The following is a 15,061-nucleotide window of genomic DNA, read 5'->3' on the forward strand; positions in this document are numbered from 1 at the left end:
TTCGCCCTCAGCACCCCTCCTCCCCTTCGTCCGTGATCGAGGATCCCTCCCCGGAACGCCTTCGGCGGCCCGCCGGTCTGCGGCGTGCTGCGACAGCCTCGAGGCATGCAGCCGACGCCATCCCCGCCGACGATCGACACCGTCTCCGGTTACCTCCGCCGTCGAGGCCGAAGCGCCCACGCCCTGACGGCGGGCGAAGCCGCGACGCTGGCGATCGCGGTCGTGCGCGGATGCGCCACCGCTCCGTCACGAGCCGCGCCCGGAGAGTGGCGGCTGACCCCCGAGGGGCGGCCGGTCCTCGTCGCCCACCCGGGCGGAGACGACGTGCTCGCCGCCACGGTCACCGTCCTCAACGAAGTGGCGTCGCTCGTGAGCGCCGACGTCCGGCCCGGCTTCGCACGCCTACGCGACGGAGTGCTGACGGACCCCCCGCCCACGTGGGCCCTCCTCGAGAAACGCCTCCTCGCCGTCGTCGAGCCACAACCGCTCGTGCTCGGTCCTCTGGCACCCACCGAGGCGGTCGCGCCGCGCGCGGCACGCGACGAGCAGGATGCCACTGCTCCGACGTTCATCGGGCGCGTCACGGCGTCCGTGCGCCGGATCCGACCGCCCGTGCTGGCACTGGGTGTCGGCGTCGCGGCCGTGCTCGCCGTCGTGGCGATGACGCTCGTCCCGAGGGTGGAGCCGGCCACGACGAGCGAGGACCACCCGGCGCGGGTGGCGTCGGCCGCGGCCGCGACCGCCCCACCCGGGCGCCTGCCCTCCGCGACGCCGACCGCGGAGGGTGCGTTCTCGGCGGAACCCGATTCCGAAGACGCGGCGCCGGTGCCGGGGACGGCCTCGTCCTCCGACCGCCAGGCATCACCATCGGCCGCGAGCGAAGAGAACGCTGTCGGGGCGGGCGCGGCAGCGTCGGAGACCGACGACGTGCGCGCTGCGGCGGCGAGCCTGCTGGCGTCTCTTGCGGCGTGCGCGGACGAAGAGTGCACCTCGCGGCTCCGCGAGTCCGCCGCCGGCTCGGGCGATCCGGCCCCCTGGGATCCCGCCGTCGCCGACCTCGACGTGGTCGACGACTTCGGCGGGCTGGCGGTGGTGCGACTATCGGCGGACGGCCGGACTCAGTACGTCACGCTCGTCCGGCAGGAAGACCGATGGCTGGTCCGCTCCGTCAGAGACGTCGCGGACCAGCCATCATGAGCCGGGAAGGGCGGAGATCAGATCCCGAGGTCGCCTTCGAACTGCGCAGCCTCAAGACGGGCCTTGACCGCACCGAGGAAGCGGGCCGCGTCGGCACCGTCGATGATGCGGTGGTCGTACGAGAGCGCCAGGTAGACGTACGAACGGACCGAGATCGCATCCTTGCCGTCGACCGAGACCACACCGGGCTTCTTCACGACCGCACCGAGGCCGAGGATGGCCGACTGCGGGAGGAAGACGATCGGCGTGTCGAACAGCGCGCCACGCGAACCCGTGTTCGTCAGGGTGAAGGTGCCACCGGCGAGCTCGTCGGGCTTCAGCTTGTTGTCGCGCGTCCGGGCCGCCAGATCGGCGATCTCGCGAGCGAGCTGGGCGATGTTCTTCTCGCCGGCGTCCTTGACGACCGGGGTGAGCAGGCCGCGCTCGGTGTCGACGGCGATCGCGACGTTCTCGTGGGCGGGGTAGACGATCTCGTCGCCCTCGACCGTGGAGTTGATGATCGGGTAGGTCTTCAGCGCCTCGATGGCGGCGAGGGCGAAGAAGGGGAGGAACGACAGCTTGTCGCCCGTCTTCTGCTGGAACTCGCCCTTGACGCGATCGCGGAGCGCCGCGACCTTGGTGACATCGACCTCGACGACGGTCGTCAGCTGAGCCGTGGCCTGCATCGATGCGACCGCGCGCTCGGCGATGACCTTGCGCAGACGCGACATCTTCTGCGTCGTTCCGCGCAGCGGCGAGACCTCGACCGGCGCAGCGGGTGCGGCGGCAGCAGCGGGGGCAGCAGCAGCAGCAGCAGCCGGGGCCGACTTTGCGGCCTCGGCGGCCTTGAGCACGTCCTCCTTGCGGATCCGTCCGCCGACGCCGCTACCGGTGACGGTGGCGAGGTCGACGCCCTGCTGCTGGGCCAGGCGGCGCACCAGCGGCGTCACGTACGTGACCTCGTCGCCGCTGGAGGCGGGAGCCGACGGAGCGGCGGCAGGAGCTGCAGGCGCGGCAGGCTGCGCCGCCGGGGCGGGCTGCTCGGCCGGCTTCTCCTGCGCGGGGGCGGCGGGCTGCTGCGCGGGGGCAGCGGGCTGCTCCGCGGGGGCAGCGGGCTGCTCGGGCACCTCGTTGGGCTGCGGCTGCTGGATGGGCTCTTCCTCGATGGCCGGGGCGGGCTGCACCTGAGCCGGGGCGGCCGCGCCGCTTCCGATGCGGGCGAGGGCCGAACCGACGGCGACCGTCTCGTCCTCCTGGACGAGGATCTCCTGCAGCGTGCCGGCGACCGGCGAGGGGATCTCGGTGTCGACCTTGTCGGTCGAGATCTCGAGCAGGGGCTCGTCGACCGCGACGTCGTCGCCCACGGCCTTGAGCCACCGGGTGATCGTGCCCTCGGTGACGCTCTCACCGAGCTCGGGGAGCTTGACCTCGGTCGCGTCGGACGACGTGGCGGGGGCGGACTGCTCGGCGGGGGCCGAGTCGGAGGGGGCCGACTCCGCGGCCGGCGCGGCCTGCTCCTCGGCGGCGGGGGCCGGGGACTCCTCGGCCGGGGCGGCCTCGGGAGCGTCGTCCGAGGACGGCGCGCCGGAGCCGTCACCGATCTTCGCCAGGACGGCGCCGACCTCGACGGTCTCGTCCTCCTGGACGAGGATCTCCTCGATCACGCCGGAGACGGGCGAGGGGATCTCGGTGTCGACCTTGTCGGTCGAGATCTCCAACAGACCTTCGTCCTCCTGGACGGTGTCACCCACCTGCTTGAGCCAGCGGGTGACCGTTCCCTCGGTCACGCTCTCGCCGAGAGCGGGGAGGACGACGGAAGTGCTCATGGATATGTCTCCTTCGTACCGGATGCGGTGTCTAGCTTAGTGACGGCTGGGGGTCAGAGTGCGTGCAGGGGCTTGCCGGCCAGGGCGAGGAAGGCCTCACCCAATGCTTCGCTCTGCGTGGGGTGGGCGTGGACGAACGGGGCGATGTCCTCGGGGTGGGCTTCCCACCCGACGGCGAGTTGCGCTTCCGTGATGAGTTCGCCGACGCGGTCTCCGACGAGATGAGCCCCGACGACGGGACCGTCGATGCGGCGAACGATCTTCACGATGCCCGCGGTCCCGATGATCTCACTGCGGCCGTTGCCTGCCAGGTTGTACTCGTAGGCGCGGACGGCATCGGCACCGAAGCGCTCCTGGGCTTGTGCTTCCGTCAGCCCCACGGAGGCGACCTCGGGGTGCGAGTAGGCGACGCGCGGCACGTCGACGTCGGGCACGAGGACGGGAGACAGACCGGCGATCTCCTCCGCCACGAAGATGCCCTGCTGGAAGCCGCGGTGCGCGAGCTGGAGCCCGGGCACGATATCTCCGACGGCCCAGACGTGCGGGGCCGTGGTGCGCAGTCGCTCGTCGGTCTGGACGAACCCGCGGTCGAGCCGGACACCCGCGTCCTCGAACCCCAGACCCGCGGTGGCAGGCCCCCGGCCGACCGCGACGAGGACGTAGTCGGCCTCGAGGTTCGTCCCGTCGTCGAGGCTCACGGTCACGGCGGACTCGGTCTGCGTCACGGCGGAGAAGCGCCGCCCGAGCTGAAACCCGATCCCGCGTTTGCGGAACGCACGTTCCAGCGCCTTGCTGGAGGAGACGTCCTCCGCGGGCAGAAGATGGGGGAGCGCCTCGACGATCGTCACCTCGACGCCGAACGATCGCCATACGCTCGCGAACTCCACGCCGATGACCCCGCCGCCGAGCACGACCACGCGCTCGGGCACGACATCCAGGTCGAGCGCCTGCTCGCTGGTGAGGACGCGACCCCCGATGTCGAGCCCCGGGAGCGTCCGGCTGTAGGACCCGGTCGCGAGGATCACGTCCGACCCGCGGTAGACGTCGTCGCCCACCCGCACGGTCGCGCCGCTCTCGAGCGAGCCTTCGCCCCGGACCACGCGGATGCCGCGCGCGGAGATGAGCCCCTCGAGGCCCTTGAACTTCTTCGCGACGATGCCTTCGCGGTAGGCCCGGACGCCGGCGGGGTCGATCCCCCCGAACGACGCCAGGACGCCGATGTCGCCCGCACCGCGAGCCGCGTCGGCGACCTCGGCCGCGTGCAGCAGCGCCTTCGTGGGGATGCAGCCCCGGTGCAGGCAGGTGCCGCCGAGCTTGTCCTTCTCGATGAGGACGACGTCCTTGCCCAGCTCGGCGAGCCGCAGGGCGGCGGCATAGCCGCCGCTGCCACCGCCGAGGACGACGACGTCGGCCGTGAACTCGGTCACCGCGCGCTCCCCGCGGAGAGGAGTTCGACGAGCGAACGCACCGTGGCGCCCGTCACGCCCTTGTCCGTGAACCCGTGCGGGGCGGATTTGTTCATCCCGACACCGGCGATGTCCAGGTGCACCCACGGGATGCGCGGAGCATCCGCGTCCTCGGAGACGCGCCCGACGAAATGCCGCAGGAAGAGGCCGGCGAACAGGGACCCGCCCGCCGGGTCGCCGATCTTGGCGTTCTGCAGGTCGGCGATGGGGGAGTCCAGCTCGTCGACCATGTGCGCGGGGAGGGGGAGCTGCCAGGCGAGCTCGGCCACGCGGCCCGCGGCGGCGAGATACTCGGCCACCGCCTCGTCGTCGCCCATCACCCCGGTGTGGCGGTTGCCCAGAGCGACCGTGATCGCGCCCGTGAGGGTGGCCACGTCGACGATGAGGTCGGGGTTCTCGCGGCTCGCGGCGACGAGCCCGTCGGCGAGCACCAGGCGCCCCTCGGCGTCGGTGTTCAGCACCTCGACAGTGGTGCCGTCCAGCATGCGCAGCACGTCGCCCGGGCGCGTCGCGCGACCCGACGGCATGTTGTCGGCGATGCACAGCCAGGCGCTCACCCGGACCGGCAGGGCCATCTCGGCGGCGGCCCGGAGCACGGCGAGCACCGTCGCGGCACCGCACATGTCGTACTTCATCCCGACCATGGATGCCGCGGGCTTCAGCGACAGCCCGCCGGTGTCGAACGTGATGCCCTTGCCCACGAGGGCGACGTGGCGGTCGGCATCAGCGGGGGAGTATTCGAGGTGGACCAGGCGCGGCGGACGATCCGAGCCCTGGCCGACGCCGAGGATGCCGCCGTAGCCGCCGTCCGTGAGCGCGTGCTCGTCGAGCACGGTCACCGTGACAGGAAGGCCCTCGACGGACGCGACGGCGGCGTCGGCGAAGTCGGCCGGACCGAGCCACTCGGCGGGCGTCGTGACGAGGTCCTTCACGAGCGCGACCGCACCGGCGACCGCCGCGACCCCGGTCTGCTCGGCATCCGTGGGCGGCGTCGTCCCGTGGACGCTCACGCGGGAGGCGCGGGCCTTCGGCGTCTCGCTCTTGTACCCGGCGAAACGGTAACCGCCCAGCGCCGCACCCTCGGCGAGCGGAGCCCAGGCGGCATCCACCATCGGCTGCACCGCGACGTGCTCGAAACCCGTCAGCTGGCGCAGGCCCGTACCGACCGCATCCCGAAGGGCGGCCACGTCCGGCGTCGCGCCCGCGCCGACCACCGCGACCGGGAGGGTCACACCGGGAACGTGCACGCGCTGGAACGAACCGGCGCCGCCGGAGAAACCCACGGCGGCGAGCGAAGCGTTCAGACCGTCCCATCCAGCCGGGTCCGGCTCCGAGCCGTCGGACTTCGCGACCACCAGGAGGATCGCATCGGCGCCGGAGTCGAGGACGGGGACATCGGAGTACGTCACGGAGGGGAATGGCATAGCTTCCATCCTAGGTTCGCGGGTGTTCGCTAGCAGCGGGACGCACCGCCGTCGTCGTGTCGGACACGGCTCGTAGAGTGGAGGCATGCCGCATCCCGCACCGCTGTACGACCGCGCCCCCGCCGCGCCGCCGGTGCCATCCGGGCTCCCGCTGGTCATCGCGCTCACCGGATTCACCGACGCGGGCGGAGCGGTCACCCGTCTGGTCGAGTACTTCCGCGACGATCTCGAACCCCACCCCGTCGTGGTCTTCGACAACGACACGCTGCTCGACTACCGCGCGCGGCGTCCCGTCATCACCTTCGTGGAAGACCACCTGACGGACTACCGGCCCCCGCGTCTCGAGCTCTCGCTCGCACACGACTCGCTCGGTCATCCGTTCCTACTCCTCGCGGGGTACGAACCCGACTTCCTCTGGGAGGCGTTCGCCGAGAGCGTTCTCGAGCTCAGCGCCGGCCTTCAGGTGTCCTCGATCACCTGGGTGCACGCCATTCCCATGCCCGTGCCCCACACACGCCCGATCGGCACCACGGTGAGCGGCACTCGAAGCGACCTCGCCGAGGCGCACTCGGTCTGGCGCCCGCACACGCAGATCCCTTCCACGGTGGGTCATCTGCTCGAGTACCGGTTCGCCGAAGCCGGAGCGAAGATCGCCGGTTTCGCCCTTCTCGTCCCGCACTACCTCGGCGACACCGAGTACCCCGCGGCGGCGCTGGCCGGTCTCGACAGCCTGACCGTCGCCACGGGACTCGTCTTCTCCGGCGAAGTGCTGCGTGAAGAGAACCGCGAGTTCCTCGGGAAGGTCACCGAGCAGGTCGAGGGCAGCGAAGAGCTCACGCGCATGCTGCAGGGCCTCGAGGAGCGCTACGACGCGTACATGGCGGGCTCGACGCAGGCGACGCCCATCATCCACACCGGCGATCTGCCGAGCGCCGACGAACTGGCGGCGGAACTCGAGCGTTTCCTCGCCAATCGACCGGGCGACGACGATCGCCGCGGCCGGCTGGGCTGACGCACAGGAAGTCGACGCGCGGAGCGCCTTTCGCGGTCCGGACGTCGGAACGACGGGCCTGTGACGTGGGATCGCTCCCGCGTCACGGGGAATACCGAGGCATAGCGCGTCGTTGCATACGCATATATGCCCGGTGCACGTCAAGTCCCGCGCCGGGGATGTGAGACAATGAAGAACCTGACCCGTTGTCGGCCGAACCTGGAGCCCGCTCCACAGGATCGGACTTGACAAGGGTCTTACTAGTGTCCGAGAACGACCGGCGGCCGTGCAACATGCGTTCCCGGTGAAAGGCGAAACGTGGCAGGCACGAACACCAAGACCCGCTCCGGCAGTGAGAAGGACACCGACCTCGACGCTGCCGAGGAGACCACGACCGCGTCGAAGAAGACCGCGGCCAAGAAGGCTCCCGCCAAGGCGAAGGCGACCCCGGCCAAGGCGAAATCCAAGGCCAAGTCCGACGACGACCTCGAAGAGGACGACGTCGAAGAAGACATCGACGAAGACATCGAGGTCGCCGACGACTCCGACGACGACGACACCGACGGAGACGACGCGGCCAAGCCCGCGGCGAAGAAGTCCGACGACGAGAGCGACGACGACGACGAGTCGCCGGCCGCGCCCGCCGAGGCACTTCCCACCGGCGCGATCGTCATCTCCTCGAGCGACGAGGACGACGTCCCGGTCTACTCGGCGCAGATCACCGGCGCCACGGCCGACCCCGTTAAGGACTACCTGAAGCAGATCGGTAAGGTCCCGCTGCTGAACGCGGCCGAAGAGGTCGAGCTCGCCATGCGCATCGAGGCCGGTCTGTTCGCGGAAGAGAAGCTGTCGAACATGTCGGCGGCCGAGAAGACCAGCCAGCTGGGCCTCGACCTCCAGTGGGTCGCCCGCGACGGCCAGCGCGCCAAGAGCCACCTGCTCGGCGCCAACCTGCGTCTCGTCGTCTCGCTCGCCAAGCGCTACACCGGTCGTGGCATGCAGTTCCTCGACCTCATCCAGGAGGGCAACCTGGGTCTGATCCGTGCGGTCGAGAAGTTCGACTACACCAAGGGCTTCAAGTTCTCGACCTACGCCACCTGGTGGATCCGTCAGGCGATCACGCGCGCCATGGCCGACCAGGCCCGCACCATCCGCATCCCCGTGCACATGGTCGAGGTCATCAACAAGCTCGCGCGCGTCCAGCGCCAGATGCTGCAGGACCTCGGTCGCGAACCCACCCCGGAAGAGCTGAGCCGCGAACTCGACATGACCCCCGAGAAGGTCATCGAGGTGCAGAAGTACGGCCGCGAGCCGATCTCGCTGCACACGCCCCTCGGTGAAGACGGCGACAGCGAGTTCGGTGACCTGATCGAGGACACCGAGGCGGTCGTCCCGGCCGACGCGGTGGGCTTCACCATGCTGCAGCGTCAGCTGGAGTCGCTCCTCGACTCGCTCAGCGAGCGCGAGGCGGGCGTCATCCGCATGCGCTTCGGTCTCGGCGACGGCCAGCCCAAGACGCTCGACCAGATCGGCGACACCTTCGGCGTGACGCGTGAGCGCATCCGCCAGATCGAGTCCAAGACCATGGCGAAGCTCCGGCACCCCAGCCGTTCGCAGTCGCTGCGGGACTACCTCGAATGAGCGAGGAGGCCAACGCCGGCAAGGCGCTCACCCGCACCGTCGAGGGCACCTCGTACGCCCGCATCCCGATCCGCACCCGGGTCGTCATGCCGGGCGACGATCTCGACGCGTTCATCCTCGAGTACGCGAAGGATGCCGTGCAGCCGGGCGACCTGCTGTTCGTCACCGAGAAGATCGTGGCGATCACGCAGGGTCGTTCGTTCAAGCTCGACAGCATCAAGCCGCGCAAGCTCGCCCTGTTCCTGTCGAAGTACGTCACCCGGACGCCGTACGGCATCGGACTCGGCATGCCCGAGACGATGGAGATGGCCCTGCGCGAATGCGGCACCCCCCGCATCCTGTTCGCCGCAGCGGTCTCGGCCGTGACCAAGGCGTTCGGGCGGAAGGGCGACTTCTACCGCATCGCCGGCGACAAGGCGCGCGCGATCGACGGCCCCACCAAGGGCACGATCCCGCCGTACAACCAGGCCGTCGTGCTGGGGCCGGAGCGTCCGCGCGAGGTCGCGGCACGCCTGAAGGCTCTGCTGGGCATCGATCTCGAGGTCGCCGTCGTCGATATCAACGACCTGGGTGGCAACATCCTCGGTTCGACGATGGACAAGGCCGGAGAGAAGCGTCTCGTCGCGATCCTCAAGGACAACCCGCTCGGCCAGGGACACGAGTCCACGCCGCTGGGTATCGTCCGCGCCGCGGCCTGACGCGCACTCGATGAATCTCGCACGGGCGAGCAGCCTCATCGCCGCGGGCACCCTGGTGTCGCGCATGACGGGGCTGGTGCGCACCATCGTCCTGGTCGCCGCGATCAGTTCGGTGGGCGCATCGGCCGACGCCTTCTACGTCGCCAACCAGCTGCCGAACACGGTGCTGACGCTGATCTCGACGGGTCTGCTGACCGGCGTGATCGTGCCCCGCGTCGTGGCGGTGAGCGCGCAGGCCGACGGTGGTCGGATCTTCCTCCCCAAGCTGATCACGGCCGGGGCGGCGATCCTGCTCCTGACCACGGCGGTGGCGCTCGCGCTCGCGCCGGCGCTCGTCGCCGTGATGGCGAGCGGGTACGACGGCGCGACGCGCGACCTGACGGTGGCGTTCGCCTACTGGTGCCTGCCGCAGATCTTCTTCTACGGCATGTTCGCGCTGATCGGCGAGAGTCTGAACGCCCGCCGCATGTTCACTCCGTACGCGTGGGCGCCCGTGATCAACAACATCGTCTCGATCGCGGGCTTCGGGCTGTTCATCGTGCTGTTCGGGTTCCACCGCACCGAGGTCGGATGGTGGACGCCGTCCTCCATCGCGCTGGTCGGCGGAACGGCGACGCTGGGCATCATCGCGCAGACGGTCGTCCTCGCCGTCGCCTGGCGCCGATCCGGCATCCCGCTCCGTCCCGACTTCCGCTGGCGCGGGGTGGGCTTCGGCAGCATGGGGAGCCTCGCCACCTGGACGTTCGGCATGGTCGTCGTGACGCTGCTCGCCGGGCTCGTCCAGGTGAACGTCATGAGCGCCGCGTCCGGCGAGAACGCGTCCGTCGCCGTGTGGGGCAACGCCTGGCTGATCTACATGGTGCCGTACTCGCTGATCGTGCTGTCCATCGGGACGCCGTACTTCACGCGGATCGCCGAACACGCCGCGGCCGGTCGTGGCGACGACGTCCGCGCCGACATCAGCGCGGCGATCCGCATCCTCGGCCTGTTCGTCGTGATCTCGGCCGGCGCACTCATCGCCGCGGCAGCTCCCGCCTCGCGCATCTTCACCAGCAGCGCCGGCGACGCGCTCCTGGCCGCGCCCGTGCTCGTCGCGTTCCTCGTCGGCCTGGTGCCGATGGCCGTGCTGTTCATCATCCAGCGGACGTTCTACGCCTACGGCGACACGCGGACCCCGTTCTTCTTCACTCTTGCTCAGGGTGTCCTCGTGGTCGTCCTCACGCTCCTGGCCGTCATGGTCCCGAAGGAGTTCCTGACGGCGACGGTCGCCTCTGTGCAGACGCTCTGCGGCATCCTCGAGCTCCTGCTCGCGATCTGGCTGCTCCGCCGGAAGATCGGCCCCCTCGGCATCCGGAAGGCCGTCACCTCGCTGGCGGTCTTCGTCGGCGCCGCGATTCCGGCCGCCTTCGCCGGGTGGGGGATCTACCTGTGGTCCGGCGCCGATCAGGGATGGATGCTCGACAACCTGTTCTTCGGCGCGGTCGGCACGGCGCTCATCTGCTCCGTCGCGGGCGCGATCTACCTCGGCATCCTCGCGGGGCTGCGGACGCCGGAGCTGACGTCGGCGATCACGCTCGTGCGCGGGCGCTTCGGGCGCCGCTGACGCTGCGGGCCCGGGCGGTCCGCCGGCCGACGCTCCTCAGCGGCGACGTTCCAGGATGCCAGGACCGATCGCGTCGCGGTAGCGGTGCAGGAGCCCCGTCCGGATGCCGGACACGCTCGGCTTCATCTGGAAGACGCTGGAGTTGTGGTTGGCCTCGATGAGCGCGGGGCCGTCCGGCGTGATGGCGACGTCCCAGCCCACGTACGGCACGGTGGGGAGGCGACGCGAGGCCTCCTCGACCATGGCGAGCGCCTCGGCGAACAGCGGCACCTGGAATCCCGCGATGTCGACGCCCGTCACCGGATGCCGCGCGAACACGTTCGAGTTCTTGTCGACACCGGCCCACTGCGCGACGCCGTCGTCGTCGACCATGGTGAACATGCCACCGCCGGCGAAGTTGTCGACGACCCCGCCGTTGCCGATCCGCAGCACGGAGGCGATGAGGTGGAAGCTGCCGTCGTCGCGGCGGAACGTGATGAGCCGGAGCGTGTTGACGCTGCCCGGGTACAGGCGGGCCATGTCCGCGTGCTGGGGGAGGATCTCCTCGACCAACGCACGGTTCTCGGACACCAGGGTCGCACGCCACGCGGCGACGTCGGGGATCTCGTCGCGGGTGAAGGTGGTGATGCCGCGACCGCCCTCGCCGAGTGCGGGCTTGACCAGGACACGCGGATGCCGTGCGAGGAAGTCCGTGAGCTCCTGCTCGGTCGCCGTGGAGGCGTCGATCCACTCGCGGCCGATCATGTCCGCGAAGTCGCGGTAGAACCGCGGCTTGTCGCCCAGCAGGGCCGCCGAATCGGGGCCGTTGAGCGTGTTGTTCAGGCGGATCGCCTTGGGGTGCGTCATCCAGGTCCGTCGTTCACGACCGTTGAGGAGACGGATGTCCCAGACCGCGTAGTCGCGGAAGCCCATCTCGTAGCGCACCGACGACCAGAGCATGTCGGCGATGATGACGGGGAGTGGCGCGCGGGAGACCTTTTTCACCTGGCCGGCGAACTCGGTGACGTTGCCCAGACTCAGGCGTCGAGCTCGCTGCAGCAGGTACCGGACGCGCAGAGACCTCTGTGACACCTCGACACGCTAACACAGCGCCACCGAGCCGCCGGGGCGCCGGCTCCCAGAGGTCGGCCTCGTATGATGGGTACTTCGGAAGCGCTGCGACGGACGTTCATCTGAGCGGCGACTGACCTCCGGACGAGAAAGCGATCAGCCTGCCGATGGACATCTCCCCGAAGGCGCGCGCCGCCTACTTCCTCAAGCGCGTCGCCGCATTCCGCCCTTCCCGCGTCTGGACGTTCGCGCGTCAGATCGGGCAGGAGCAGGGCAAGTTCGCCCCGTTCGTGCTCGTCGACATGCTCTGGTGGGCGGCGTTCCACGACACCGCCTACATCGACTACTACGAGGCTGACTTCGCGCTGCTGAACCGTCGCGAGCGCAAGACGTTCATGACCTCCCTCATCCAGCACCACCTCGCCACCGCGGTGAACGACCGCGAGGTCGCCAAGACGCTGGAGAACAAGCTCAACTTCAACCGCGCGTTCGAGGAGTTCCTGGGGCGCGAGTGGATGCAGCTGGACACCACGGACACCGCCGCGCTCAAGGACTTCGCCGAGCGCCACCCCGTGATCATCGCGAAGGTGCCGGTGAGCCGCGAAGGGAAGGGCGTCTTCCGCTACGACACCGCCGAGGTGACGGACTGGGACGCCTTCCGCGCCGAGCTCGTCGAAAAGGGCCAGATCCTCATCGAGCAGCCGATCGTGCAGCACCCCTACCTCGCGTCGTACTGCGCGGGGACGGTGAACACGACCCGCATCACCACGTATTTCGACGGCGAGACCGTCCACCCCATGGTGATGGTCCAGAAGTTCGGGCGCGGAGCGGTGAGCGACCAGTTCACCTGGGGCGGCTTCTTCACGATGCTCGACGACGACGGGCACTCCGTCGGCCCCGGCCACACGGGCAAGCACAAGAGCCGTTACGACGTCCACCCCGAGTCGCAGCAGTCCATCGTGGACTTCCAGGTTCCGCTCTGGGATCAGGCCCTCGCGCTCGTCGACAAGGCCGCCCGGCGCATCCCGGAGGTTCCGTACGTCGGTTGGGACGTCGCGGTCGGACCCGAGGGGCCGGTCCTCATCGAGGGCAACTGGATCCCCGGGCTCTACGAGACGCGCGTGAGCACGACCGGTATCCGCGAGGGCTCGCGGCCGCGCCACGAGCGGCTGATGGGCGACGCCCTCCGCCGCTGATGACTCCCGACGCCGTGGTGCCCGCCGCATCCGATACCGCCGGGGGAGTCTCTCCCGTCGCTCGCGTGTCGGAGCGGAACCTGCGCGCGAACGCGCGGCTCGCGCCGGTCGGCGCCGCCGACGACGTGCTCGCCGCCGACGCGTGGGGACACGGCGCCCAGTGGGTGGCATCCGTCCTGGCATCCGTCGGGGTCGACCCCGACGAGCTCGAGGCCGCCACCCTCTTCGGTCTTCCGGGCGGAGACCTCCGCGCGCGGCCGGTGCTGTCGCTGCACGGGCGTGTCCTCGGGACGAAGGCGCTGCTCACCGGTGAGGGCGTCTCGTACGGATACACCCACCGTGCGCCGCGCGACACGACCGTGGCGCTGGTGACCGGCGGGTACGCGCAGGGCGTGGTGCGCTCGCTCGGGAACGTCGCTGACGTCGTCATCGACGGTCGCCGTCACCGCATCGTCGGACGAGTGGCCATGGACGTCTGCGTCGTCGACGTCGACGACGCGCGTCCGCCGCGGGGCAGCGGAGTGGTCTTCTTCGGCGACCCCGAGGCCGGTCACCCTTCGCTCCGGGAGTGGACGGATGCCACCGGCTGGACCGCCGGCGAGATCGTCGCCGCCGTCGGTGCCCGCGCCGTGCGGACGGTGATCGCGTGAGCGCCGAGTACCGGGTCGACCTCGACGCGTTCGCCCGGAACCTCGCCCGTGTCCGCGAGGCCGTCGAGCCCGCACGGCACATGCTCGTCGTCAAGGACGACGCCTACTCCCACGGACTCGATCGAATCGTCCGGCGAGCGGTGGCCGAGGGTGTGAGCTGGATCGGCGCGTTCGACGTCGAGACCGGGCGCGCGGTGCGCGCCGTCGCGGGCCCGGACGTGCGCATCTTCGTCTGGCTTCTCGGGGGAGCCGACGACCTCGCGGGCGGCATCGCCGCAGACCTCGACCTGGGCATCGGCGACGAAGCGCTCCTCGCCGACCTCGCGGCGCAGGACACGCCGCCGTCACCGGCCCGGGTGCACCTCAAGATCGACACGGGCCTGCACCGCAACGGCATCCGTCCCGAGGACTGGAGTCGAGCGCTCGAGACCCTGTCGACCCTCGTCGGCGAGGGGAAGGCCTCGTTCGAGGGGCTGTGGTCGCACATCGCGGAGGCCTCGGATGCCGACGACGACGACGCCCGCGAGATCTTCCTCGCCGCACGGGCTGCGGCCGTCGACGCGGGCCTGGCGCCGCGGTTCTCGCACCTGGCCGCCAGTGCGGCGGGGTTCGCGCGAGCGCCGTTCCGCGAGGACCTCGTCAGAGTCGGGGCATTCTCCTACGGCATCCGCCCCGCCGGCGGCCCGGGCGAACAGGAGCTCGGGATCGAGCCGATCTCGACGCTCGTGGCCACGGTCACGGCCGTGGAGGGCGACGCGGTACGCCTCGACCTCGGCAGCCTGCACGGGCTCCCCTCGGTCCTGGAGGGTCGCTTCTCGGTGGCGACCCCGGCGGGACCCCGGCGCGTCCTCACCATCGAGCCGGGCTCCACGCTCGTCGAGACATGGTCGGAGGCCGCGCCCGGTGACATCGTGACGGTGTGGGGGCGCGGGGGAGTGGCGTCGGCCACCGACCTCGCCGAACTCATCGACACGATCGGCGAGGAGATCGCGCTCCGGGTGTCACCGCTCGTCCCCCGGCGGTATACGACGAACGGGCCCCGTCGCGCTCGGTGAGCGCAGTCGGAGCCCGTTCGGACGTGAAAGGTCAGTCGGCGGCGTGCAGACGAGCGGTCTCGTCGTGCCACGAGGTGGCGATGCTGCGGAGCTTCTCTTCGTACTTGCGCCCGTGGTGGGCGCAGAAGAGGAGCTCGCTGCCGTTGACTTCGGCGGCGATGTAGGCCTGCGCTCCGCAGGAGTCGCAGCGATCGGCTGCCGTGAGGCGGTGATCGAGGACGGCGGACGCGTCGGGTGCAGTCGTGGTGGTCATGTCGGGTGCCCTCCTCGGGTGATCGTGGGCGA

Annotated in this window: 13 protein-coding genes; 8 read left to right on the top strand and 5 right to left on the bottom strand. The window is 70.4% G+C overall.

The window, feature by feature from the left end; translation table 11 throughout:
* Positions 1–105 precede the first annotated feature (105 nt).
* Positions 106–1,197, top strand: coding sequence for a hypothetical protein (locus QM517_RS04420; protein WP_283285468.1), 1,092 nt, complete (start codon positions 106–108; stop codon positions 1,195–1,197).
* Positions 1,198–1,214: 17 nt separating this feature from the next.
* On the opposite strand, the gene sucB is transcribed toward QM517_RS04420, so the two are convergent.
* The 3 genes from sucB to QM517_RS04435 are packed head-to-tail and all read right to left on the bottom strand — an operon-like array spanning position 1,215 to position 5,892.
* Complete coding sequence (gene sucB / locus QM517_RS04425) at positions 1,215–3,002, bottom strand: 2-oxoglutarate dehydrogenase, E2 component, dihydrolipoamide succinyltransferase (protein WP_283285470.1); 1,788 nt, start codon at positions 3,000–3,002, stop codon at positions 1,215–1,217.
* A gap of 53 nt (positions 3,003–3,055) precedes the next feature.
* Positions 3,056–4,429, bottom strand: coding sequence for a dihydrolipoyl dehydrogenase (gene lpdA, locus QM517_RS04430; RefSeq protein ID WP_283285472.1), 1,374 nt, complete (start codon positions 4,427–4,429; stop codon positions 3,056–3,058).
* Positions 4,426–5,892, bottom strand: a complete 1,467-nt coding sequence (locus tag QM517_RS04435; protein WP_283285474.1) for a leucyl aminopeptidase — start codon at positions 5,890–5,892, stop codon at positions 4,426–4,428. The genes lpdA and QM517_RS04435 overlap by 4 nt, the downstream gene beginning before the upstream one ends.
* Before the next feature lie 85 nt (positions 5,893–5,977).
* On the opposite strand from QM517_RS04435, the gene QM517_RS04440 reads away from it, so the two are divergent.
* The 4 genes from QM517_RS04440 to murJ all read left to right on the top strand — a co-directional run bounded on the left by QM517_RS04440 (position 5,978) and on the right by murJ (position 10,825).
* Positions 5,978–6,904, top strand: coding sequence for a proteasome assembly chaperone family protein (locus QM517_RS04440; RefSeq protein WP_077051472.1), 927 nt, complete (start codon positions 5,978–5,980; stop codon positions 6,902–6,904).
* A gap of 297 nt (positions 6,905–7,201) precedes the next feature.
* On the top strand, positions 7,202–8,524 hold the full coding sequence (locus QM517_RS04445; protein WP_077051471.1) for an RNA polymerase sigma factor: 1,323 nt from the start codon (positions 7,202–7,204) through the stop codon (positions 8,522–8,524).
* Positions 8,521–9,222 carry a coenzyme F420-0:L-glutamate ligase gene (locus tag QM517_RS04450; protein WP_283285477.1) on the top strand — a complete coding sequence of 234 codons (702 nt, stop codon included), beginning with the start codon at positions 8,521–8,523 and terminating at the stop codon, positions 9,220–9,222. Before QM517_RS04445 ends, QM517_RS04450 begins: the two co-directional genes overlap by 4 nt.
* Before the next feature lie 10 nt (positions 9,223–9,232).
* On the top strand, positions 9,233–10,825 hold the full coding sequence (gene murJ / locus QM517_RS04455) for a murein biosynthesis integral membrane protein MurJ (RefSeq protein WP_077051469.1): 1,593 nt from the start codon (positions 9,233–9,235) through the stop codon (positions 10,823–10,825).
* 36 nt (positions 10,826–10,861) lie between these two features.
* On the opposite strand, the gene QM517_RS04460 is transcribed toward murJ, so the two are convergent.
* Positions 10,862–11,896 carry a sugar-transfer associated ATP-grasp domain-containing protein gene (locus QM517_RS04460; RefSeq protein WP_283285480.1) on the bottom strand — a complete coding sequence of 345 codons (1,035 nt, stop codon included), beginning with the start codon at positions 11,894–11,896 and terminating at the stop codon, positions 10,862–10,864.
* 146 nt (positions 11,897–12,042) lie between these two features.
* On the opposite strand from QM517_RS04460, the gene QM517_RS04465 reads away from it, so the two are divergent.
* The 3 genes from QM517_RS04465 (at position 12,043) to QM517_RS04475 (ending at position 14,776) form a co-directional block, all read left to right on the top strand.
* Positions 12,043–13,071 (top strand): sugar-transfer associated ATP-grasp domain-containing protein, encoded by a 1,029-nt coding sequence (locus tag QM517_RS04465; protein WP_077051467.1) that lies wholly within the window; start codon positions 12,043–12,045, stop codon positions 13,069–13,071.
* Positions 13,072–13,136: 65 nt separating this feature from the next.
* Positions 13,137–13,721: an alanine racemase C-terminal domain-containing protein gene (locus QM517_RS04470; protein ID WP_283285483.1), complete on the top strand. Its 585-nt coding sequence runs from the start codon at positions 13,137–13,139 to the stop codon at positions 13,719–13,721.
* Positions 13,718–14,776 (top strand): alanine racemase, encoded by a 1,059-nt coding sequence (locus QM517_RS04475; RefSeq protein WP_283285484.1) that lies wholly within the window; start codon positions 13,718–13,720, stop codon positions 14,774–14,776. The genes QM517_RS04470 and QM517_RS04475 overlap by 4 nt, the downstream gene beginning before the upstream one ends.
* A gap of 31 nt (positions 14,777–14,807) precedes the next feature.
* On the opposite strand, the gene QM517_RS04480 is transcribed toward QM517_RS04475, so the two are convergent.
* Positions 14,808–15,029 carry a DUF7455 domain-containing protein gene (locus tag QM517_RS04480; protein ID WP_077051464.1) on the bottom strand — a complete coding sequence of 74 codons (222 nt, stop codon included), beginning with the start codon at positions 15,027–15,029 and terminating at the stop codon, positions 14,808–14,810.
* Positions 15,030–15,061: the final 32 nt, after the last annotated feature.

Source organism: Microbacterium sp. IEGM 1404 (assembly GCF_030056775.1).
In the GTDB taxonomy this organism is placed as follows: Bacteria; Actinomycetota; Actinomycetes; order Actinomycetales; family Microbacteriaceae; genus Microbacterium.